This is a genomic window from Corynebacterium appendicis CIP 107643, assembly GCF_030408415.1.
GTDB lineage: Bacteria > Actinomycetota > Actinomycetes > Mycobacteriales > Mycobacteriaceae > Corynebacterium > Corynebacterium appendicis.
Window position 1 is genome coordinate 140,720 of record NZ_CP046976.1, and the last position, 18,916, is coordinate 159,635.

22 protein-coding genes and 1 tRNA gene are annotated in these 18,916 nt (G+C 66.8%); 15 read left to right on the forward strand and 8 right to left on the reverse strand.

The genetic code is table 11. The features are described 5' to 3' along the window. The first annotated feature begins 14 nt into the window (after positions 1-14). Positions 15-395, forward strand: a complete 381-nt coding sequence (locus tag CAPP_RS00725; protein ID WP_200803242.1) for a hypothetical protein — start codon at positions 15-17, stop codon at positions 393-395. Between the two features lie 167 nt (positions 396-562). Here CAPP_RS00725 and CAPP_RS00730 read toward each other — a convergent pair. Both CAPP_RS00730 and CAPP_RS00735 read right to left on the reverse strand, forming a co-directional pair. Then, positions 563-639, reverse strand: a tRNA-Pro gene (locus tag CAPP_RS00730). A 117-nt stretch (positions 640-756) separates the two neighbouring features. Then, positions 757-1,686 carry a metallophosphoesterase gene (locus CAPP_RS00735; protein WP_076598140.1) on the reverse strand — a complete coding sequence of 310 codons (930 nt, stop codon included), beginning with the start codon at positions 1,684-1,686 and terminating at the stop codon, positions 757-759. Between the two features lie 39 nt (positions 1,687-1,725). Here CAPP_RS00735 and CAPP_RS00740 point away from each other — a divergent pair, with 39 nt between their 5' ends. Beyond that, positions 1,726-2,175, forward strand: coding sequence for a GatB/YqeY domain-containing protein (locus CAPP_RS00740; protein WP_076598139.1), 450 nt, complete (start codon positions 1,726-1,728; stop codon positions 2,173-2,175). Positions 2,176-2,200: 25 nt separating this feature from the next. Here the strand turns inward: CAPP_RS00740 and CAPP_RS00745 are convergent, their stop codons facing one another. Then, positions 2,201-4,594, reverse strand: a complete 2,394-nt coding sequence (locus CAPP_RS00745) for a penicillin-binding protein (protein ID WP_076598138.1) — start codon at positions 4,592-4,594, stop codon at positions 2,201-2,203. Positions 4,595-4,761: 167 nt separating this feature from the next. On the opposite strand from CAPP_RS00745, the gene CAPP_RS00750 reads away from it, so the two are divergent. From CAPP_RS00750 to CAPP_RS00770, 5 genes are all read left to right on the forward strand, one after another. Continuing rightward, positions 4,762-5,139: a WhiB family transcriptional regulator gene (locus CAPP_RS00750; RefSeq protein WP_290172945.1), complete on the forward strand. Its 378-nt coding sequence runs from the start codon at positions 4,762-4,764 to the stop codon at positions 5,137-5,139. Positions 5,140-5,192: 53 nt separating this feature from the next. Further along, the gene (gene sp36, locus CAPP_RS00755; protein WP_087117007.1) at positions 5,193-5,345 is read left to right on the forward strand and encodes a Sp36 family protein; all 153 of its coding nucleotides are present in this window, start codon (positions 5,193-5,195) and stop codon (positions 5,343-5,345) included. Next, positions 5,345-5,821, forward strand: a complete 477-nt coding sequence (locus CAPP_RS00760) for a RidA family protein (RefSeq protein ID WP_076598137.1) — start codon at positions 5,345-5,347, stop codon at positions 5,819-5,821. Before sp36 ends, CAPP_RS00760 begins: the two co-directional genes overlap by 1 nt. Before the next feature lie 52 nt (positions 5,822-5,873). Further along, positions 5,874-6,686 carry an MBL fold metallo-hydrolase gene (locus tag CAPP_RS00765; protein ID WP_076598136.1) on the forward strand — a complete coding sequence of 271 codons (813 nt, stop codon included), beginning with the start codon at positions 5,874-5,876 and terminating at the stop codon, positions 6,684-6,686. An 85-nt stretch (positions 6,687-6,771) separates the two neighbouring features. After that, positions 6,772-6,960 carry a hypothetical protein gene (locus CAPP_RS00770; protein ID WP_076598135.1) on the forward strand — a complete coding sequence of 63 codons (189 nt, stop codon included), beginning with the start codon at positions 6,772-6,774 and terminating at the stop codon, positions 6,958-6,960. A 67-nt stretch (positions 6,961-7,027) separates the two neighbouring features. Here the strand turns inward: CAPP_RS00770 and CAPP_RS00775 are convergent, their stop codons facing one another. Together CAPP_RS00775 and glxR are read right to left on the reverse strand one after the other, a co-directional pair. Further along, positions 7,028-8,101: an HNH endonuclease signature motif containing protein gene (locus CAPP_RS00775; RefSeq protein ID WP_076598134.1), complete on the reverse strand. Its 1,074-nt coding sequence runs from the start codon at positions 8,099-8,101 to the stop codon at positions 7,028-7,030. A 191-nt stretch (positions 8,102-8,292) separates the two neighbouring features. Continuing rightward, positions 8,293-8,976: a CRP-like cAMP-activated global transcriptional regulator GlxR gene (gene glxR / locus CAPP_RS00780; protein ID WP_076598133.1), complete on the reverse strand. Its 684-nt coding sequence runs from the start codon at positions 8,974-8,976 to the stop codon at positions 8,293-8,295. A gap of 254 nt (positions 8,977-9,230) precedes the next feature. Here glxR and nth point away from each other — a divergent pair, with 254 nt between their 5' ends. The 4 genes from nth to CAPP_RS00800 are packed head-to-tail and all read left to right on the forward strand — an operon-like array spanning position 9,231 to position 12,499. Then, a complete protein-coding gene (nth, locus tag CAPP_RS00785; protein WP_076598343.1) occupies positions 9,231-10,031 on the forward strand; it encodes an endonuclease III in 801 nt (266 codons plus the stop codon). Then, entirely contained in the window at positions 10,028-10,600 is a 573-nt protein-coding gene (locus CAPP_RS00790; protein ID WP_076598132.1) for a TlpA family protein disulfide reductase, read from the forward strand. The genes nth and CAPP_RS00790 overlap by 4 nt, the downstream gene beginning before the upstream one ends. Continuing rightward, positions 10,601-11,287 carry an NUDIX hydrolase gene (locus CAPP_RS00795; protein ID WP_076598131.1) on the forward strand — a complete coding sequence of 229 codons (687 nt, stop codon included), beginning with the start codon at positions 10,601-10,603 and terminating at the stop codon, positions 11,285-11,287. Positions 11,288-11,314: 27 nt separating this feature from the next. Further along, a complete protein-coding gene (locus CAPP_RS00800) occupies positions 11,315-12,499 on the forward strand; it encodes a MarP family serine protease (RefSeq protein ID WP_076598130.1) in 1,185 nt (394 codons plus the stop codon). On the opposite strand, the gene CAPP_RS00805 is transcribed toward CAPP_RS00800, so the two are convergent. The 3 genes from CAPP_RS00805 to CAPP_RS00815 form a co-directional block, all read right to left on the reverse strand. Beyond that, on the reverse strand, positions 12,496-13,410 hold the full coding sequence (locus tag CAPP_RS00805; RefSeq protein WP_076598129.1) for an alpha/beta fold hydrolase: 915 nt from the start codon (positions 13,408-13,410) through the stop codon (positions 12,496-12,498). The two genes, CAPP_RS00800 and CAPP_RS00805, sit on opposite strands and share 4 nt — an antisense overlap. A gap of 69 nt (positions 13,411-13,479) precedes the next feature. Next, positions 13,480-14,040, reverse strand: coding sequence for a phage holin family protein (locus CAPP_RS00810; RefSeq protein ID WP_076598128.1), 561 nt, complete (start codon positions 14,038-14,040; stop codon positions 13,480-13,482). Between the two features lie 78 nt (positions 14,041-14,118). Then, a complete protein-coding gene (locus tag CAPP_RS00815; RefSeq protein WP_076598127.1) occupies positions 14,119-14,958 on the reverse strand; it encodes an HAD family hydrolase in 840 nt (279 codons plus the stop codon). Between the two features lie 331 nt (positions 14,959-15,289). On the opposite strand from CAPP_RS00815, the gene CAPP_RS00820 reads away from it, so the two are divergent. Genes CAPP_RS00820 through CAPP_RS00835 form a run of 4 tightly spaced genes read left to right on the forward strand, consistent with a single transcriptional unit; the run spans position 15,290 to position 18,891 of the window. Continuing rightward, positions 15,290-16,381, forward strand: coding sequence for a CpaE-like family protein (locus tag CAPP_RS00820; protein WP_076598342.1), 1,092 nt, complete (start codon positions 15,290-15,292; stop codon positions 16,379-16,381). Continuing rightward, positions 16,374-17,516, forward strand: a complete 1,143-nt coding sequence (locus CAPP_RS00825; RefSeq protein ID WP_076598126.1) for a TadA family conjugal transfer-associated ATPase — start codon at positions 16,374-16,376, stop codon at positions 17,514-17,516. The genes CAPP_RS00820 and CAPP_RS00825 overlap by 8 nt, the downstream gene beginning before the upstream one ends. Next, on the forward strand, positions 17,516-18,292 hold the full coding sequence (locus tag CAPP_RS00830) for a type II secretion system F family protein (RefSeq protein WP_084560436.1): 777 nt from the start codon (positions 17,516-17,518) through the stop codon (positions 18,290-18,292). Before CAPP_RS00825 ends, CAPP_RS00830 begins: the two co-directional genes overlap by 1 nt. After that, entirely contained in the window at positions 18,289-18,891 is a 603-nt protein-coding gene (locus CAPP_RS00835) for a type II secretion system F family protein (RefSeq protein ID WP_076598125.1), read from the forward strand. The genes CAPP_RS00830 and CAPP_RS00835 overlap by 4 nt, the downstream gene beginning before the upstream one ends. The last annotated feature ends 25 nt before the right edge of the window (positions 18,892-18,916 follow it).

An 18,916-nucleotide genomic window follows, 5' to 3' on the forward strand; every position in this document is an offset into this window, starting at 1 on the left:
CAAGGTTTTAGCACATGTCCCTGCTGTACTCCACCGCGAAGTCCAACGACCCGAAGGACGCCCTCGGCGGCCAGCAGCACACCGGTGCCCAGGTCCGCGTCGCGGCCTCCGGCCCGGGGGCGGCGAACTTCACCGGCCAGATCGACGAGACCGACATCTTCTTCGGCGCGATGAACGCCGTGGGCGTCAACACTGATCAGCCTATCGACGGCAGCTCTTCGGGCTCCTCCGGCTCGTCTAGCTCCTCGAGCTCTTCGGCTAACTCGGCTGGTTCTTCCATTGGTGTGTTCTTCGGCGTTCTTGCCGCTCTGCTGGGTGTGGCTGCTCTTCTGAGTCCGCTGTTCCCGCAGGCACGCGAGATGTTTGAGAACTTCCGTAAGACCCTGCCGTTCTAACGCTGCGCGGGTAGCACTTCCGCTGATATGCGGCCCCGAGCCGCAGACCTGCTCCCCGCTGGTCGGACTGTGAACACAGATCCCGACTAGCGGGGAGCTTCTGTATTGCGGTGCCTGGGCAGAACGACAAAAGAAGCCGCTGAAATCCAGCGGCTTCTTCCTCAATTTGGTCGGGATAACAGGATTTGAACCTGCGACCTCTTCGTCCCGAACGAAGCGCGCTACCAAGCTGCGCCATATCCCGGTGCACTTAATGAGTACCCGGGATACTTTAGTCCACCACCCGGCAAGCTCCAAAACGCCTGTTGATCACGGCTGTTGCGGCCCTGATCTGCGCCTGATTCGAGCGGCGGACGGGGCGCTAGTCGTCCCGAGCATCCTCCCGAGCGGTGAGCGTCAGCAGCGCCGCGGACGGCCGGCAGAAAATACGCACGGGCGCGAATTTGGAGGTGCCCAGGCCGTTGGACACTTCGAGCCACATGGCGCGGTAGCGGTGGAGGCCGGAGGCGCGTTCACGGTCAATGTCGGCGTTGGTCACGAGGGCTCGTTCGCCGGGCAGGCAGATCTGCCCGCCGTGGGTGTGGCCGGCTAGAACCAGGCTGTAGCCGTCCACGTTGAAGCGGTCGAGGACGCGCCGGTAGGGGGCGTGGGTGACGCCCAAAGCGAGGTCGGCGTCGGGGTTGGGGGCGCCGGCGACGGAGTCGTAATCGTCGAGGTCGTGGTGGGCGTCGTCGGTGCCGGTGACGGCGAGCTTCAGCCCGTTCGCTTTGAACTCGAGCCGCTGGTGGGTGGCGTCGCGCCAGCCGCGCTCGATGAAGGCAGCGCGCATGTCTTTCCACGGCAGGTCGACATAGCTGGGTTCGCGTTTCTGATCGAGCAGGTACTTGAGCGGATTCACCATCCGAGGTGCCCAGTAGTCGTTGGTGCCGAACACGAAGACGCCGGGCCGCCCCAGCAGGGGCCCCAGGGCCGCGAGGACATCGGGGACGGCACGGGCGTCGGAAAGGTTATCACCGGTGTTGACCACGAGGTCGGGCTGCAGCGCGTCGAGGGCGGACACCCACGCAACCTTGGTTTTCTGCCCGGGGATCATGTGGAGGTCGGCGATGTGCAGGATGGTGAAAGGCTCAGAACCGGCGGGCAGGATGGGCAGTTCGTAGCGCTTGAGCCGGAACTTGGTGAGCTCGCTGACGCCGTACGCGAAAGTCGCGGCGCCGAGGGCGAGACCAGCGGCCGCAGCGAGGCCGACGCGCCGCAGCACGCGCCGGCCGAGGTCCGTGTTTGTCGTCATTGCTCCGAGGGTACCGCTTGCCGCGCTACGCTCGTGGGCATGAGTGACTTGAAGAATCAGATCCGCGCTGACCTGAAGGAAGCAATGAAGGCGAAGGAGAAGGAGCGCACCGGCACGATCCGTATGCTTCTCGCCGCGATCCAGACGGAGGAGACGGAGGGGACGAAGCATGAGCTGACGGACGAGGAGGTGCTGAAGGTCGTCGCGCGCGAGATCAAGAAGCGCCGCGAGTCCGCTGAGGTGTACGCGGAAAACGGCCGCCAGGAACTCGCGGACGCCGAGCTAGCGGAGGTCGCGGTCCTCGAGGGGTACCAGCCAGAGCAGCTTGACGACGCCGAACTTGCCGAGCTTATCGACGCCGCCATCTCCGAAACCGGTGCCACCTCCATGAAGGAAATGGGACAGGTCATGAAGCTCGCCACCGAGAAGGCTGCTGGCCGCGCCGACGGCAAGCGATTGTCCGCCGCAGTGAAGGAGCGCCTCGGCTAAACGGGGCCCTGGCCAAGCGCCACCTTTAGCTGAAGAGGTTCGCTAACTCGTCGGCGAGCTCTCCCAGATCGACTTCGTCGGAGGCGGGCTCTTCGTCCGCTGCGGATGCCGAGGTGGTGGGGGAGGAGGAAGGGGTGGGGGGACGCGTCGATAAGCGTGCTCTTGAGCCGTCCGACACGACGAGCGTGACTGTCGAACCCGGGCCCCCGTCCTCCGACGCGCGCGTGTCGACGACCTCGTCGCGCGGCGCATTCTTTTTCGACGTCGTCGTCTCGCGGACACGGAACCCGGCGTTTTCGAGCATCGCGCGAGCCTCGTCCTTATTCATCCCCACAGCGCGCTTGAGCAGCTCATTGCGCGCCTTCGGATCGAACAACGGACTCGGATCCGGAAGTCCCGCGTCCTGCGCACCCGGAATCCGGTTCGCCATCCGGAACCACGAATGCGCCGCCTCCTGGCCGCCGAACAGCGACCCGTTCGAACACTGACGAACAGGGCCCGTGCACAGCGGAGTCGTCTGCGTGCCGTCGTTGTAGATGTACGTGGCTGCCGCGACCTTCTTGTTGAACCCGAGGAACGCCGAGGACTGGTGCGACTCCGTCGTGCCTGTCTTTGCCGCGACCGCGCCGCGCCATCTCGTCGCATCCGCGGCCTTCTTCGCGGTGCCCGACACTGCGTCCTCCGCCATGCCCCCCGCGAGCCCGGCCGCGAGCTCCGGCTCCACTGCCTGCTCGCAATCCGGGCGGTCGATGGCCACCTCGTCGCCGTAACGGTCCACGACGCTCTTGATCGGGTTCGGCTCGCACCACATGCCGTCGGACGCGAGCGTGGCCGCCACGTTGGACAGCTCCAGCGGATTCACCGCCGTCGGGCCCAGCGTGAACGAGCCCAAGTTGTTCTGGCGGAAGTAGTCCGCGACCGAATTGTCTCCGTCGAATGTGCCCTGGTCCTCGTAGGAGCGCAGGCCGAGGCGCACCGCCATATCGACAGTCGGCTCCACGCCCACGCTCTCGATCAGCTTTACGAACGGCGTGTTCGGCGACTTCGCCAACGCCTCGCGCATCGTCATCTCGCCCGGGTACTTGCCGGCGTTTTCCACGCAGTACGCCCCCGCCGGGCAATTGCGCGCGCCGCCCTCGCCCATGCCGTAGACCACCGCGCGGTCCGGCACCTCGAGTTTCGACTCCAAGTTGTAGCCGTTTTCCAGTGCCGCGGCCGCCGTGAAGATCTTGAACACCGAGCCCGCGCCGTTGCCCACCATCGAGGATGTCTGCGGCAGCACCGTCTGGCTCTCGTCCTGGTCCAAGCCGTAGTCTCGCGAGGACGTCATCGCGAGGATGTCGTGGCTCTCCTGGCCCGGCTGGATGACGTTGATGACTTCCGCGACTCCCGGCTGGCCCTTGCTCACCGCGCTCGTCGCCGCTTCGTGGGCGATCTGCTGCACCTCGGGGTCGAGTGTCGTCGTGATGGTGTAGCCGCCGCGCTCGACCTCCTCCATACTCAGACCCTTTTCCGAGAGGTAGCGGAGAGCGTAATCGCACAAGAAGCCGGAGCCGCCTGCGGTGATGCAGCCGCGGGGCAAAAGCGACGGCTCGTCGAGAATGCCCAGCGGCTCGCCGGCGTAGTTGTCGGCGTCGGCCTGGCTCAGGTAGCCCGATCCCACCATCGCCTGCAGCACCGTGTTGCGTCGCTCCTTCGCGCCGTCCGGGTTCGTGTACGGATTCAGCATCTCCGACGACTGCAGCATGCCGACCAGCAGCGCCGATTGCGGCACCGTCAGCTCCGCCGCCGACGTGTCGAAATACGTGCGCGCCGCCGCCTCGATGCCGTAGGCGTGGTTGCCGAAAGACACCAGATTCAAATACCGCGCCAGAATCTCTTCTTTTGAGAGCTGCTTGTCCAGGTCTGAGGCCATGCGCATTTCGCGCAGTTTGCGCGGGATGGATTGCTCCACAGCAGCCGACTGCTCTTCGGTCGTGTCGGCGTTGACCAGCAGCAGGTAGTTTTTCACGTACTGCTGGTCGATCGTGGACGCGCCTTCCTCCACGCCGCCGGCGAGAAGATTCGTCACCATTGCGCGGGCGAAGCCTTGCATGTCGACGCCGTCGTGCTCGTAGAACCTGCGGTCCTCAATTGCGACCAGAGCGTCCTTCGCGGACTGGGCGATCTCGTCGGGCTCCACCTCGTAGCGGCGTTGCGCGTACACCCACGCCATCGGGTCGCCGTTGGTGTCGGTGATCGTCGTGACTCCTGGCGCGGTGCCGTCGGTGAGGTCGGCGAGATTGGACTGCATGGTGTCGTCGACACGCGTTACCGCAGCCCCGCCGATACCCGCCGCGGGGGCGAGGCACAGCGCGATGCCGAGGCCCGCTGCCAACAGGCCGACGAGCAGTTTTCCCAGGGAATTTAGCGCAGACACCTCTCATACACTACGGCCTAAATTCCGTCAGCGGAATCACCACCTACCCCCGCGTGTGTGATCTATTCGACAAAAAACGTTGCGCGTGAATACACTTACATAAGGACAGCATGGTGATAGCAGCCTTGCTGATAACGCATAGGTATAACGGCCGGAAGGAGACTGTGGTGACCACTACGATCAGCAACCGCGCACTGGAAAAAGCGAACGCATCCCTACGTCTCGGGCAGCAAGTACGCCAGCGCTCCACAGCCGATTCCGAGAGGTCTTTTGAACGTGGCGAGTGGGTGACCATGGCAGTCTGCCGGTCCGGCGACCCCGACGCCCTTTTCGTCCGCGGCGCCGAGCAGCGCAAAGCCGCAGCGATCTGCCGCCGCTGCCCTGTCCAAATGGAATGCCGCGCCGACGCCCTGGATAACAGGGTCGAATTCGGTGTGTGGGGCGGCCTGACGGAGCGCCAGCGTCGCGCCGTCCTGCGCAAGAACCCCCACGTCACCGACTGGGCGGAGCACCTTGCCGAGGGCCGCGAAATCATCGGGCTGTAGCGAGTCCTTCTGGCTTCGGCGGCCCGCCCCGCGCGGCCTGTAGGGTGGTGCACATGAAGAAATGGGAATACGCAACCGTTCCGCTGCTCACTCACGCGACGAAGCAGATCCTCGACACCTGGGGCGAGGACGGTTGGGAGCTCGTCGCCGTCACCCCCGGACCGAACCCCGAGAACGTTGTCGCCTACATGAAGCGGGAGCTGTAGTGGCCGCGGTCTCGACCAAGCCGAGCGAGCGTCTCGACGAGCTGGGCATCGAGTTGCCCGCCGTTGCAGCGCCCGTCGCCGCGTATGTTCCGGCGGCGCAAGTCGGCAACCAGGTCTGGACATCCGGCCAGCTTCCGTTCGTTAACGGCTCTCTGCCTGCGACCGGCAAAGTCGGGGCCGACGTCGACCCGGAAGACGCATATAACCTAGCCCGCACAGCGCTGCTGAACGCGCTGGCCGCGGTAGATGATCTCGTCGGGATCGACAGGGTCACTCGGGTAGTCAAGGTCGTGGGTTATGTGGCGTCGGAAGCGGGGTTCACGGGACAACCGGGCGTCGTCAATGGCGCTTCTGACATCGTCGGCGAAATCTTCGGCGAGGCGGGCGCGCACGTCCGCAGCGCAGTCGGCGTAGCGGTCCTGCCGCTCGATGCCCCGGTGGAAGTCGAGCTCATTGTCGAGGTCGCGGACGCGTAACCACCCAGCCGTCAAGTAACAATTCCTGGTTATTGACGGTAGGGTTGGGGGCATGCAGCATCCTGCCTACAGCCAACTGCGTCCTGTCACTCCCTCCGCCGCTGTCGTGCTGGCTCCGAACCCCAGCTACGCGGCGCTGGAAGGCACGAACTCCTGGGTCATCCGCGACCCGGAGGACGAATTCAGCATCGTCATTGATCCGGGCCCGGAGGATGAAGGCCACCTCAACGTTCTGCAGTCCGCCGCGGACAAGGTGGCGCTCGTGCTGTTGACGCACCGCCACCACGACCACGCCGACGGTGCGCAGCGCTTCCGCCAGCTCACCGGGGTGCCGGTGCGCGCGTTCGACGAGCGTTACTGCATCGGCGGCGAGCCGCTCGAGGACGGCGAGATCATCAGCGTCGACGGTGTCACGCCGCGCATCAAGGTGGTGCACACGCCGGGGCACACGGGTGATTCGGTGTCGTTCTACATCTACTCGGGGGACCCGGAATCAACGGAGCTGGAGGGCATTGTCACGGGCGACACGATCGCAGGTCGCCACACGACGATGATTTCGGAGACGGACGGCGACCTCGGCGCGTACCTGGAGTCGCTGGCGAAGCTAGAAGAGGAGGGTGCCGGCATCAAGCTGCTGCCGGGTCACGGCCCGGAGGGCGAGAACCTCGCGGAGTTCGCGCGTAAGTACATCGACCGCCGCAATTACCGCCTCGACCAGATCCGCGAGGTGCGCAAGGAGCGCGGCACGGATTTGAGCATCAACGAGCTCGTCGACGCGATGTATGACGACGTCGACCCCGTTCTCCGCGGCGCCGCCGAGCAGTCCACCCGCGTCGCTCTGCGGTACCTCGACGGCAAGAATTAAGCTTTTCCCGCTTATCGACGGTCGCCGTCACCCCAACGGGCCCCTTTCTCCAGGGCCCGTTGTCGTATCGATTTGTACTTCATGCATGGACCCGATCGGTGCCCAGCGGCCGTCTTTTTCTGTGCGCTTCGCCCTGCCGCGCTTGCGCGACTGCGGAATGCTGAAGCTGCCAGCGATTGAGATCGCCGCGGTATTTCTCCTCGCCACCGCTACTGCCATCGACATGACGGGCGCCGGTCTTCGAGGGGTTCCCTGGGCCCGCACTGTTGGTTAAGCAGAATCGCGCGCACCGATAGGGCCATTGGGCGTGCGTGATCACCGTGCGCCCTTCGGCCGTTTCACTATTTCCCGAACAATAGGTGCATTGCACCGTATTGGTGGGTGGTGTTCGGTACTGGTGTTCCGCGCGGGGAGACCCATGTCGGGGTGCCGTTGCGGATGTGTATTCGGCCCCGGTGGTGTCTGTGGGGGTCGTCGTCGTTGGTGCGGTTGTGGTACCTGCACAACACCGACAGGTTGTCCATGTTCGTCGGCCCGCCACGCGCCCACGGTGTGATGTGGTGGACCTCGCAATTATCCGCCGCATGCCGGCAATCCGGCACCGGACACGTCGTCAACGTCGCACGGGCCAGGTCGCGTTGCTTGGCGTTGGCGAACCGCTTCGCGTGGTACAGGTTCACTGCACCTGCCTGCGGGTGGAACAACGCCACCTCCAAATCCTTCGAGTAATAGTGAGTCAGATACTCCGCACCAGTCATGGTGGTGCCGTCCGACAACCCCAGGATCGTCTCATCCCCCTCGCCTGCGAGGATCCTGATGTGCTCGGAAAGCGGGACCTGGATCAACGGGCGCGGCACAGCCTGCGCGACCCCGGCACCGCCGCGCAGCAACTCCGCGAACGCCTCATACATCTGCGGGCCCTCAGGCCGGTTGGGGTCGAGCTTTACCCGCAGGGCGTGTTCCAGGTCGGCGATGTCGCGTTCGGCGCCGGTGGCGATGACCGTGCGTTTGCCTTTCCGCGTCCGGCCAAACCGGACCGTGGACTCCGGGGCGGGTTTATCGGCGTCCGGGTCGGGGATGATGTCTTTGGCGTGGCGCTGCAGCGTCTTGTAGTCGCCGCGCACCGACAACAACGCCAGGCGGAGCTTCCACGTCTCCCGGTCGGAAGAGACAGCTTTGAGGTGTTGTTCGATGAATACCAGTTGGTCCAACGATTTCGCTGTTTGCCGGGCAACGGTGACAGCGTTGGCTTGCTGGCGGGAAAACCGGGTTTTTCCGTAGTAGGTGTCGAAGACGCCTTTCCATTCGGCAACGCGGGTGGGGTTGGCGCCGGCGTCGATAAGCTGCTGGGCGTTGAAGCTGCCCAGCATGTCGATGGCGTTGCCTGCGCCCACGAGCGCCGCGAATTGGTTCATGCCACAAACGTTAAACCGCGCGCAACACCAGGTCCATCGAACAATGTCCACTACCGTCGACAACACCAAAACACGCAGGCCACACGGGGCGCGAACAACGGAAAATCAGGCCGAAACAGGGCTGATCCGGTCAAGACAGCGAAAATCCCGCCGCTCGCCGGTGAGAGGGGAGGGCGGGACGTCGATAAGCGCTAGCGTGCGCGGCGGGCGAGGTGCTCGGTGTTGACGATGACCACGGACTTGCCCTCGAGGCGGATCCAACCGCGCTGGGCGAAGGTGGCGAGGGCCTTGTTCACGGTCTCGCGGGAAGCGCCGACGAGCTGGGCGATCTCTTCCTGCGTGAGGTCGTGGTTGACGCGGAGGCCGGTGCCTTCCTGGATGCCGAAGCGGTTGGCGAGCTGCAGCAGGGTCTTGGCGACGCGGCCGGGGACGTCGGTGAAGATGAGGTCGGCGAGCGACGCGTTGGTGCGGCGCAGGCGGCGGGCGAGAACGCGCAGGAGCTGCTGGGAGATCTCCGGGTGGTCGTTGATCCAGGTGCGGAGCATCTCGGAGTCCATGGTGGCGGCTTCGACTTCGGTGACGCACACTGCGGAGGAGGTGCGGGGGCCCGGGTCGAAGATGGACAGTTCGCCGAACATGTCGGACGGCCCCATCACGGACAGGAGGTTCTCGCGGCCGTCGGGGGCGTGGCGGGCGAGCTTCACTTTGCCTTCGATGATGATGTAGAGGGTGTCGCCGGGTTCACCTTCGTCGAAGATAGTGGTGCCGCGCGGGAACGACTCCGTCTGCATTTGTGAGATCAGGTTGATCACTGCATCGGGGTCCACACCTTGGAAAATCCCGGCGCGGGACAGTGTTTCCTGCACGCTTTGCATCGGAGCTCCTTGTTGTTCGTGGTCCGTGTGGAGTTGGTCACCGCAGCCTCATCTCGCGGGCCATGTCACATTTGACCACACTATCATCTCGCCGGGACTGTTCGGCGCACGAATCCTAGAAGTAGTTGTTTATGCGTCGGTGTGCACGACGGCGACCTCGAGGCGTTCCATGCCGACGAGGAAGATGGCGAGGAACGCGGGCGCGAGTAGCGCGAGGAGAATGCTCAACATATCCGCCCAGTATAGTGAACGCCATGTCTGCTTCAGCCTCGAGGACACCGCAGCGTTTCCGCCGGCCGGGTTCGCATCCGGCGGCAAAGGGCACGGAGACGGAGTTGGGGCGCACGCGCCGCGCGCGGAGGATCAACCGGACGTTAGCGGCGATGTTCCCGGACGCGCACGCTGAGCTCGACTTTTCAACGCCGCTCGAGTTGCTGATGGCGACGATGCTCAGTGCGCAAACGACGGACGTGCGGGTCAACAGCGTCACGCCCGAGCTGTTTGAGCGCTTCACGACGGCCGCGGCCTACGCCGCGGCTGACCCCGCCGAGCTGGAGAGCATCATTAAGCCGGTCGGGTTCTACCGTGCTAAGGCGGGGCACCTGAAAGGGATCGGGGAGATGCTGGTGGCCGAGTTCGGCGGCGAGGTGCCGGTGGCGATCGAGGACCTGGTGACGTTGCCGGGCGTGGGCCGGAAGACGGCGCATGTGGTGCGGGGGAATGCATTCGGTTTGCCGGGGTTGACGGTGGACACGCACTTCCAGAGACTGGTGCACCGGCTGGGGCTGACGGACGAGAAGGATCCGGTGGCGATTGAGCGGGCGGTGGGGGAGATGATCGAGAAGCGGGAGTGGACGCTGTTCTCCCACCGGATCATCTTCTGCGGTCGCCGGGTGTGCCATGCGCGCAAGGCGGCGTGCGGGGCGTGCCCGTTGGCGTACGACTGCCCATCGTTCGGCCTGGCCGGCCCTATCGAGTGGGCTGACGCCGAGAAGCTGGTGACCGGTCCGGAACGCGAACACATCCTGTCCATGGTCGGGGAGGGCAGCCGGTGAAAAAACAGGTCTGGCTGAGCGTTGCGGTGCTGGCGGCGGTGACGGCGCTCGTCGTCGCGGCGGCGGTGTCGTTGCTGCGGCCGGCGGACTCCGGGGATTCAGTGAATCAGGCAGAGGAAGCGACTGAAGCTACTTCTGCGCAGCAAGTCCAGGCGCGCCCGGACTGCCCGGGTGGCATCATCGGAGGGGTGGACCTGCCGTGCCTGGGCGGAAATAGCAGTGGGGCGCCGACGCAGGAGGTCACTGTCGTCAATGTGTGGGCATGGTGGTGCGAACCGTGCCGGGATGAATTGCCGGCGCTGGAGGAATTCGCGAACGACCACCCCGAGTATTCGGTGGTGGGCGTCCACGCGGACACGAACGCGGCGAACGGGGCGGCGCTACTCAACGACCTGGGTGTGAACCTGCCGAGCTACCAGGACAGCGACAACGCTTTCGCGGGCCAGCTCGGTCTGCCGGGGGTCGTTCCGGTCACAGTGGTCTTCCGCGGGGAAGAGAAGGTGGGGGTTGTGGGGAAGGCTTTTTCGTCGTCAAGCGAAATTGCGCAGGCTGTTGAGGAGGTGCTGTAGATGGCGCGGTGGCTGGACGGGCTGGCGGGCGTGTTGTCGGCGCCGGGCAACGCGAAGCTGGTGAACACGATGCAGGGGCACATCCGGCTGGCGTCGCGGAAATCGCCGCGGTCGGCGGTGCTCATGTGCTTCACGGGCGATGCGGAGGCGGCGGAACTGCCCAGTGACGCGCGGATTCTGCTCACCCACCGCACCCCGACGTTGCGGAACCACTCGGGGCAGATGGCTTTTCCGGGCGGGCGCGTGGAGCCGGATGACCGCGGCCCCGTCGACGCCGCGTTGCGTGAAGCGCACGAGGAGACGGGCCTGGAGCCGTCGCGCGTGGAGACCTTGGCGGTGCTCGAATCCATCGCCGTCGGGCCGTCGGGACACCCGGTGAACCCGGTGCTCGCCTACGCGGAAGATCCCGGCGAGGTGTGGTGCGCCAGCCCAGAGGAGAACGACGACGTCTTCTTCGTCGACCTCGCCCACCTGATCGACCCGGCGAACCGTTTCCGCGTCGCGCGGCTGGGCTGGTCGGGGCCCGCTTTCGACGTGGGCGGTTACGTCGTGTGGGGGTTCACGGCGTCGCTGCTCGCGGTGATGATCCGCGAGGCGGGCTGGGAGGAGCCGTGGGAGCACAAGGACGCCGTCGAGCTGCGGAAGGCGCTGCGTGCCTCGCGTAACGGCGAGGGACACGGGTTTTAGCGTGCCCGGCGCGTAGGGTGACTCCCCATGACTGCTCTCATCGTCGACTTCGCGCTCGTCGTGCTCTTTGGCGCGGCGCTCGCGGGCGGTTGGCGGCAGGGGGCGTTTTCGTCGGCGTTCGCGGCGCTCGGCGTCGTGGCGGGCCTCGTCGTCGGGCTCGGCGCGGCGGGCCTTCTGGTGCGCGTGCCAGACGTGACGAGCATGCGCGTGCTGCTCCTTCTGGCCACCGTCGTGACGTTCGTCGGCGTGGGCAATATCGTCGGTGCGACGGTGGGCGCGGCAGTTCGCGACAGGTTGCGCTCGAAGTCGACGCAGGCGTGGGATTCGGCCGTGGGTTCGCTGTTGCAGCTGTTCATGGCGGTCGTGGTGGCGTGGGTCGTGGCGGTGCCCGTCGCGGCGAACGCCGGGGAGCCGCTAGGCAGCGCGGTCCGGGGCTCGCGCATTCTCGGCGCGGTCGACAGCGCTGTGCCGGAGTGGGGCAACAAGGGGCCGGAATACATCGCACGGCTTATCGACGTCACCGGCCTTCCCCCTTTGGTCTCCCCCTTCCAGGGAGGCGGCGCGGAGGTGGAGGCTCCGGACCCTGACAGCATCGACCCGGGGCTCGTGGAAGATGTGCGCCCCAGCGTCGTGCACGTGCTCGGCGACGCGGAGAGCTGCAGCCGGCATCTGTCGGGCTCGGGGTTCGTGTCGGCGCCGGATTACGTGGTCACCAACGCGCACGTCGTCGCCGGCACCGAGTCGGTGGAGCTGGACACGGTGCTGGGGCTCAAGCGGGCGACGGTGGTGCTGTACGACCCAGAAGTCGACATCGCAGTGCTGCACGTCCCCAACCTGGGGCTTGAGCCGCTGCCGACCGCGCCAGGCGCGGCGAAAAGCGGCGACGATGCCATGGTGTTGGGATTCCCCGCAGGCGGGCCGTTCGCGGTCTCACCGGTGCGGGTGCGAGAGCGCCTGAATATCTCCGGGCCGGATATCTATGCCGCGGGCCGCACCGAGCGCGAGGCGCTCACGTTGCGCGGCAGCATCCGCCAGGGAAATTCGGGCGGTCCGCTGCTCTCTCCGACGGGGGAGGTCCTGGGGGTCGTGTTCGGCACCGCGGTCGACGGCAACGAGACGGGCTACGCGCTCACGATCCGTCAGATGCAACAGGTCGTCGGGGAGTACGAGGGGCTGACGGAGCCCGTCGATACGCAGGCGTGCGTGGCCTAGGCGAAAAACGCGGCGAGCTTATCGACGAATCCCTGCGGATTCTCCACCTGCGGCACATTTTTCGCCTCCGGCACGGTGTCGACTGTGGGCGGGATAGCCAGGCGTTTTACCGCCCGGGCGTCGATCCGGTCCCAGACGGACTGGCGGGGGTGGAGGAGGAGAGTGGGGGCGTCGATAAGCGTGCGCGTTTGGCGTGAGGCGGTGAGCATGCGCGTGTTGCGGACGATGCCGCGCAGGGCGTTGTCGATGCGTGCGGCGCGGATGCGCAGGCGGAGCGCTTCGTCGAATTCCGGGGTGCCCGCAAAGCCCGGGGCTGTGTTGAGGACGAGTTCGCGGCGCCACACCCGCGGGACGAGTGGCGCGCATGCCTGGTGCAGCCAGATCGGAAGACGCCCCACAGCCACGCGGACCAGCATGAACATCAATTCCCACGGGCGGGCGCGCATGTGCGCGCGCATATCGCCCGGGTGCGCCGCCGAGACCGAGACCAGGCTGGCGGTGCGCTCCGGGTAGGCGCCCGCGAATACCCACGCCAGCGCGCCGCCCGTGTCGTGACCGACGATGTGCGCGCGGTCGTGGCCGAGCGCCGTGACCGACCCCGCAATATCGCCGACCGCGATGCGCGTCGGGTCGCCCGCCCGTGCCGGCGGCTTGTCCGACATCCCGTATCCGCGCATATCCACCGCCGCCACGTGGAAACCGTGCGCTGCGAGCGGCGCGATGACGTGCTGGAAGTCGACCCACGCGCCGAATGTGCCGTGGACGAGCACCACTAGCGGATTACTGGGGTCGCCCGCCACCGCCGCGTGCAGACGGATGCCGCGTGTGTGCAGCCAGACATGCTCGAATGGCCCGTCGAGGGCGATGGTCTTCGGCGAGACCGGCTGCTGGGTGCGTGGCTTAGAGCTCATAGGTCGTGAAAAAGCGCCCGGGGACATCTCGCCCTGGGCGCCTGTCATGCACGTTGCCGTGCGTGGTTACTAGTTGACCTTGGTGGAGCCGCCCGCGGTGCGCGGAACGGTGGAGCCGGTGCCGTAGGAGGTGTAGAGCTCCGAAGTGTCCTTCTCCAGGTTCTTCTGGGCCTGGCCCGGGACGAGGTTCTTCAGCTCGTTGACGGAGTTGATGGTCTTCTCCGGCTTGCCCATGGCCTTGAAGCGCTTCACGCCGATCAGGGCGAGGATGCCCGCGGTGATGATCATGATCAGGAAGACGATGCCGAAGCCCCACGCATCGTTGGTCCACAGGGCGATCAGCTTGGCCAGGAAGAAGAAAAAGAAGAAGGAGGAGAATGCGGCCACAACGCCTGCGACGCCGAGGAGGCCGGAGCCGACCGCGGCCTTCTTCGCCTCTCCGACAACTTCGGTCTTAGCCAGCTCGATCTCGCTACGGACCAGGCTGGAGACCTGCTCGGTCGCGTTGGACACCAGGGTTCCCAGGGAGTCGCTCCCCGGCTGGGTCACGTCCGTGTCGCGGAGCGGGATGGAATCGACCTTCGCCTTGTAGCTCGTCGACCCGCTGGTGTACAGACCCTTGTCGCTCATATCTGAAACCTTCCTCGGTGCGCAGGTTGCGCAGCTTCATCGTCAGTTGTACTGGATCTTATAGTAACGCACAGCACATTATGCGGAGGAGTCCCCGCGGCCGCGCTGCGCCAACCAGACGCCGAAGGCGGTCAGAGCGGTCACCGTGACCACGACACCAGCGCCGATGCCGATCTCTTTCGCGCCGGGCGGGTCGAAGAGCGGCTCGGGGTTTTTGAACGTGCGCGTGTCCCAGCCGTGTTCCGCTGCGTGCTTTTTCAAGCCGCGTTCAGGGTTGACGGCGACGGGGTGGCCCACGAGGGAGAGCATGGGGACGTCGGTAAGCGAATCCGAGTACGCGTAGCTCGCCGCAAGATCGTAATTCCGCTTTTCGACGAGCTCCCGTATCGCCTCCGCCTTTTGTTCCCCCTTGAGGTAGCGCGTGATCGCCCCGGTGAGCTTGCCCTCGACGACCTCGACCTCGGTGGCGACGACGCGGTCGATGCCCAGCTCGTCGGCAATCGGCTCCACCAGAAGCGATGCCGAGGCCGACAGGAGGACGATGTCGTGGCCCTGTTCGCGGTGCCAGTCGATCAGTTCGCGCGCCTCGCTATAGATGGCGGGGGTGACCACGGTGTTCATGGTGTCGGCGACGACGCGGCGCACATCTGCGACCGGCCACCCGGCGACCATGTCCGCGAGGCGGTCGCGCGTGGCGTCCATCCTGTTGCTCGACTGGCCGTTGAACATGTACGACGTCTTGGTGAGGAACAGCTCGAGCGCCTCGCTCCGCGAAATCATGCCGTTGTCCAAGAACCCGCGGCCGAATGCGAAGGCGGATGAGGTGGCGATGATGGTCTTGTCCAGGTCGAAAAACGCCGCCACGCGGCCAGATACTGACCTGCCCGCCACGTCGTCTCCGGTGCCTGAATCTGTCATGGGGATAGTTTACGCGCACGGTCAAGAGTCCGTTTTTCCCACGTCAGCTGGGCTGCCGAAGAAATATTCGACGATTGCCGCGTCGTCATTGTGTTTGGTTGTGCCCGTATGCCATAATTATCCGCGCACGGCCCCGATATACAGTGTGGCCGGCCCCGGCCCTAACCCCCCCTTGTGGCCGGGTGATGGCGGCCCGCGCACCCCCCCGATAGCGCGGGCCGCCCCTTAATTTTCCACACTCTTTTGGTGACGTGTCCCGCATATGGCGGGTTATCCACAGAAGCGCGGCGATCTTCTTGAGGGGGCCTTTCAGCTGGGCGATGGTGAAGCCATGACCAGCGAAACAGCACCCATCCTCATCGCCGTCGACGACGCACTCCTGCACCCCGAAGCCACCCACCTTGCGGCCGCGACAGGTCGCCCGATCATCGATTCGAGCGGGCCTGGCGACTTCGTCCGCCATTATTCGCGCGCATTCGCCGTGCTTATCGATGCCGCCCGCACCCCCGACCTCGAGTCCCTGCCCCCGCGCGGCGGCGTGTTCCTCCTGAGCGGTGACACCGGAACCCCTCCCGCCGACGCCTTCATTCTTCCCGCTCAGGCCGCTGACCTGCTCAAAGCGCTGGGGAAACTCGCACTCGAGTCGTCGGGCGGTGCGCGGGAGGGCGCGGCATCGCGGGTATCGCGGTCCCGGCCGAGCACGGGCAGTGTCGGTGCTGCCGGAGCAGTCGGGACTGTCGTGGCCTTCGTGGGGGCTGCCGGGGGCGCGGGGACGTCGACAATCGCGGCGGCGGTCGCGCGGGCGGCGGCCGCGGACACGCACCCGGTGGTGGTGGACGCGCACCGGTATTCCGGGGGGCTGGACCTGCTGCTCGGTGTGGAGGAGGAGGTCGGGGCACGGTGGGGCGAGATCGAGATCGGGGAGGGCACCGTGGACCGAGCGCAACTGCGGCAGGCGCTGCCACAGACGAAGGACGGGATCGCGGTGCTCACCGCCGCGCGGACAACGGTGCCGGCGGCAGCGGGCGCGCACGGGGGATTGCGAGCAGAGGTGGACCGCGTGACCACTGTGCTCGGCGCAGGCGGGTTCACGGTGGTGGACGCCCCGCCGGATGCGTTGCCGAACAGGTGCGACCACGCCTTCGTGGTGGTGCCGGCGGAAGTGAGGGCCGCGGCTGCCGCCGCCTTGATCAGCTCGGAGTGCCGGGCGGCGAATACCCCGGTCTCGCTTGTGCTCAGGCACCGCGGTTGGTCGGGTTTGAGTGCCGAAGAGGTCGAGCGGGTCGCCGGCGCGGACGTGATCGCGGAAGTCAAGCATCTGCCGCGGCTCGTGCGCGCCTGCGAGGTCGACGGGTTGCCGGCGCGTCTACCGCGCCCGCTGTCTACGGCGGCAGAGACCATCCTGGAGGCGGCTAATGGATAAAACGTCGATCATGGCGAAGGTTCAGCGCCGTCTCGCGGAGGACCCGAAACAGAACTCCCCGGCCGAGCTCGCCGCACTCGTCCGCGAGGAAGCAGTAGTGATCAGCGACCTCGACGTGCTCGAGATCATGCGCGCGCTGCGCGACGAGACGGTCGGCATCGGCCCGCTCGAGCAGGTCCTGGCCATCGACGGCATCACTGATATCTGCGTCAACGGCCCCGACGGGGTCTTCTTCGACCGCGGCCGCGGACTTGAACGTGCCAGCCTCACGCTCGGTGGGGAAGCCGACGTGCGGCGCCTGGCCACACGGCTGGCCAGCAGTTGTGGGTGCCGCCTCGACGACGCGCGTCCCTTCGCCGACGGCCACATTTCGCGTGACGACGGCACCGTTCTCCGCTTCCACGCTATCCTTTCCCCCACCGCCAACTGCGGGACCTGCATGTCCTTGCGCGTGCTCCGGAACAAGACGGCCACGTTGGACCAGATTCAGGCCTCTGGGGGAGTGGACGGGGAAAGGGCGGGGGTGCTGAAGGGGATCGTCGATAAGCGGAAGGCTTTTCTCGTTGTTGGCGGAACGGGGACGGGCAAGACGACGCTGCTCGCTGCGATGCTGGCGGAGGTCGCGGCGCACGAGCGGATCGTCGCGATCGAGGACACCGTCGAGCTCACCCCCGCGCACCCGCACGTGGTGAATCTGACGTCGCGTGGGGCGAATGCGGAGGGCGCGGGCGAGATCACCATTGCCGACCTGCTGCGGCAGTCGCTGCGCATGCGCCCCGACCGGATCGTGGTGGGGGAGATCCGCGGTGCCGAAGTCGTCGACCTGCTCGCCGCTCTGAACACCGGGCACGACGGCGGCGCGGGCACCGTGCACGCGAATTCGATCGAAGAAGTGCCCGCCCGTCTGGAGGCGCTCGCGGTGCTCGGCGGGCTAGGACGCGAGGCGCTGCATTCGCAGCTCGCTGCGGCCGTCGACGTCGTCGTGGTCATGCGCCGCGGACCCGACGGCCGCCGCCGCGTCCACCAGATCGGCGTGCTCGACGGCAACCCCGTGACCCCGCAGGTGGTGTGGGACGCCGACCACGGTCCTGGCGACGGTTACGACGAACTGCTGCGCGACCTGGGGGTGGCCTGATGACTCCGCTGCTGCTCGCCGCCGCGTTCGCCCTCGCCCCCGCGCACCCTGCGCGACGCATCGGGCACGGCGCCGCCACCCGCGCGCTGAACCTCGTGGCGCTGCTGCCGATGCTGTCCGCCGTGGTCGTGCCCGTCGTGCTCGCCACCGACCGGATGCTCGTCGTCCTCGCGGTATGCGTCGCCGGCGCGACCGCCGCGCACACCGTCGTGCGAGCCCGCCGCGCGAAATCCGACACCGCCCGCCTCGAAGCGACCGCGGCGTACCTCGGCCATCTCGTCGCCGCACTCCGCGCCGGTTCCACGGTCGCCGACGCGTGCGCGCGTGCCGTAGACCAGCTTCCCGACACCGCCCCCGCCGAGCTTTCTCGCGATCTCACGCGCGCCGCCGCCCACGCGCGCCGCGGCGGCAACGGCGCCACGGTTCTCGCGGACTCTCACCTCGACGAGCTCCGCGACGTCGCCTCCCTCTGGATGCTGTCGTCCCGCCTCGGCATCCCCATGGCGGAGCTGCTGGACAGCGCCCGCTCCCGCATCGACAATGACCTGCGCCACCGCCAAGCGACATCCGCCGCGCTCGCCGGGCCGCGCGCCACCGCCATCGTGCTCTCCGTGCTGCCCCTAGCCGGAATCTTTATGGGGCAGGCGATGGGGGCGCGGCCTCTCGCGCTGCTCACCGGCGGCGGGCTCGGCAGCCTCCTCCTGCTCGGCGGGACCGCACTGGTCTGCGCCGGGTTCTACACCTCCCAATTCATCATCGGGAGGGCTGCCGCATGATCAGCTTCGCCAGCGTCCTGTTGCTCGGCGCGGCCCTCGTGCTGCCGCCCGCCGCGCGACCGCACAGCCGCATCGCGACGCACGCCGCCGAGTCCGATTCGACCCCGAAGACCCCGCGCGACGGCCCTCCCGACAAGCACCGGATCGCCAGCGACATCGAGCTGTTCGCCGCGTGCTTCCGCGCCGGGTTGCCCGTCTCCGCCGCAGCGCAGGCGGTCGCCGACAGCTACGGCACGGAGCACGCAGGCGGGGAGCCGCTGCCTCCGCTCGCCCGTAAGTGGCGGCGGGTCGTGGCCTACCACGACCTCGGGGTCGAACCCGAGCGCGCGTGGTCCCCGCTGGACGGGGTGCCCGGGTGCGAAGAACTCGCATCCCTGGTCGCCCTGTCCCACGCGTCCGGCTCAGCTGTCGCCGACGGGTGCGACCGCGTCGTGGCCGCCCTCCGCGAGGAGGCCGCCACCGACGCGACCGCAGCCGCCGAACGCGCAGGGGTCCTCATCAGCATTCCGCTCGCCGCCTTCTTCCTCCCGGCCTTCTTCGTCCTCGGGCTCGCACCCGTGGTCATTGGCCTGGGATCGCAGATGTTCGGCGCGCAGTGAAAGGAGGGCGCAACCACAACACACC

What these genes read in the sequence shown, in the direction of transcription:
- CAPP_RS00800 (WP_076598130.1), top strand. Translation starts at nt 11,315, where the DNA reads ATGACTGCTCTCATCGTCGACTTCGCGCTCGTCGTGCTCTTTGGCGCG.
- CAPP_RS00820 (WP_076598342.1), top strand. Translation starts at nt 15,290, where the DNA reads ATGACCAGCGAAACAGCACCCATCCTCATCGCCGTCGACGACGCACTC.
- CAPP_RS00740 (WP_076598139.1), top strand. Translation starts at nt 1,726, where the DNA reads ATGAGTGACTTGAAGAATCAGATCCGCGCTGACCTGAAGGAAGCAATG.
- CAPP_RS00770 (WP_076598135.1), top strand. Translation starts at nt 6,772, where the DNA reads ATGGACCCGATCGGTGCCCAGCGGCCGTCTTTTTCTGTGCGCTTCGCC.
- CAPP_RS00725 (WP_200803242.1), top strand. Translation starts at nt 15, where the DNA reads ATGTCCCTGCTGTACTCCACCGCGAAGTCCAACGACCCGAAGGACGCC.
- CAPP_RS00815 (WP_076598127.1), bottom strand. Translation starts at nt 14,958, where the DNA reads ATGACAGATTCAGGCACCGGAGACGACGTGGCGGGCAGGTCAGTATCT.
- glxR (WP_076598133.1), bottom strand. Translation starts at nt 8,976, where the DNA reads ATGCAAAGCGTGCAGGAAACACTGTCCCGCGCCGGGATTTTCCAAGGT.
- nth (WP_076598343.1), top strand. Translation starts at nt 9,231, where the DNA reads ATGTCTGCTTCAGCCTCGAGGACACCGCAGCGTTTCCGCCGGCCGGGT.
- CAPP_RS00830 (WP_084560436.1), top strand. Translation starts at nt 17,516, where the DNA reads ATGACTCCGCTGCTGCTCGCCGCCGCGTTCGCCCTCGCCCCCGCGCAC.
- CAPP_RS00805 (WP_076598129.1), bottom strand. Translation starts at nt 13,410, where the DNA reads ATGAGCTCTAAGCCACGCACCCAGCAGCCGGTCTCGCCGAAGACCATC.
- CAPP_RS00765 (WP_076598136.1), top strand. Translation starts at nt 5,874, where the DNA reads ATGCAGCATCCTGCCTACAGCCAACTGCGTCCTGTCACTCCCTCCGCC.
- CAPP_RS00835 (WP_076598125.1), top strand. Translation starts at nt 18,289, where the DNA reads ATGATCAGCTTCGCCAGCGTCCTGTTGCTCGGCGCGGCCCTCGTGCTG.
- CAPP_RS00795 (WP_076598131.1), top strand. Translation starts at nt 10,601, where the DNA reads ATGGCGCGGTGGCTGGACGGGCTGGCGGGCGTGTTGTCGGCGCCGGGC.
- CAPP_RS00810 (WP_076598128.1), bottom strand. Translation starts at nt 14,040, where the DNA reads ATGAGCGACAAGGGTCTGTACACCAGCGGGTCGACGAGCTACAAGGCG.
- CAPP_RS00775 (WP_076598134.1), bottom strand. Translation starts at nt 8,101, where the DNA reads ATGAACCAATTCGCGGCGCTCGTGGGCGCAGGCAACGCCATCGACATG.
- CAPP_RS00735 (WP_076598140.1), bottom strand. Translation starts at nt 1,686, where the DNA reads ATGACGACAAACACGGACCTCGGCCGGCGCGTGCTGCGGCGCGTCGGC.
- sp36 (WP_087117007.1), top strand. Translation starts at nt 5,193, where the DNA reads ATGAAGAAATGGGAATACGCAACCGTTCCGCTGCTCACTCACGCGACG.
- CAPP_RS00825 (WP_076598126.1), top strand. Translation starts at nt 16,374, where the DNA reads ATGGATAAAACGTCGATCATGGCGAAGGTTCAGCGCCGTCTCGCGGAG.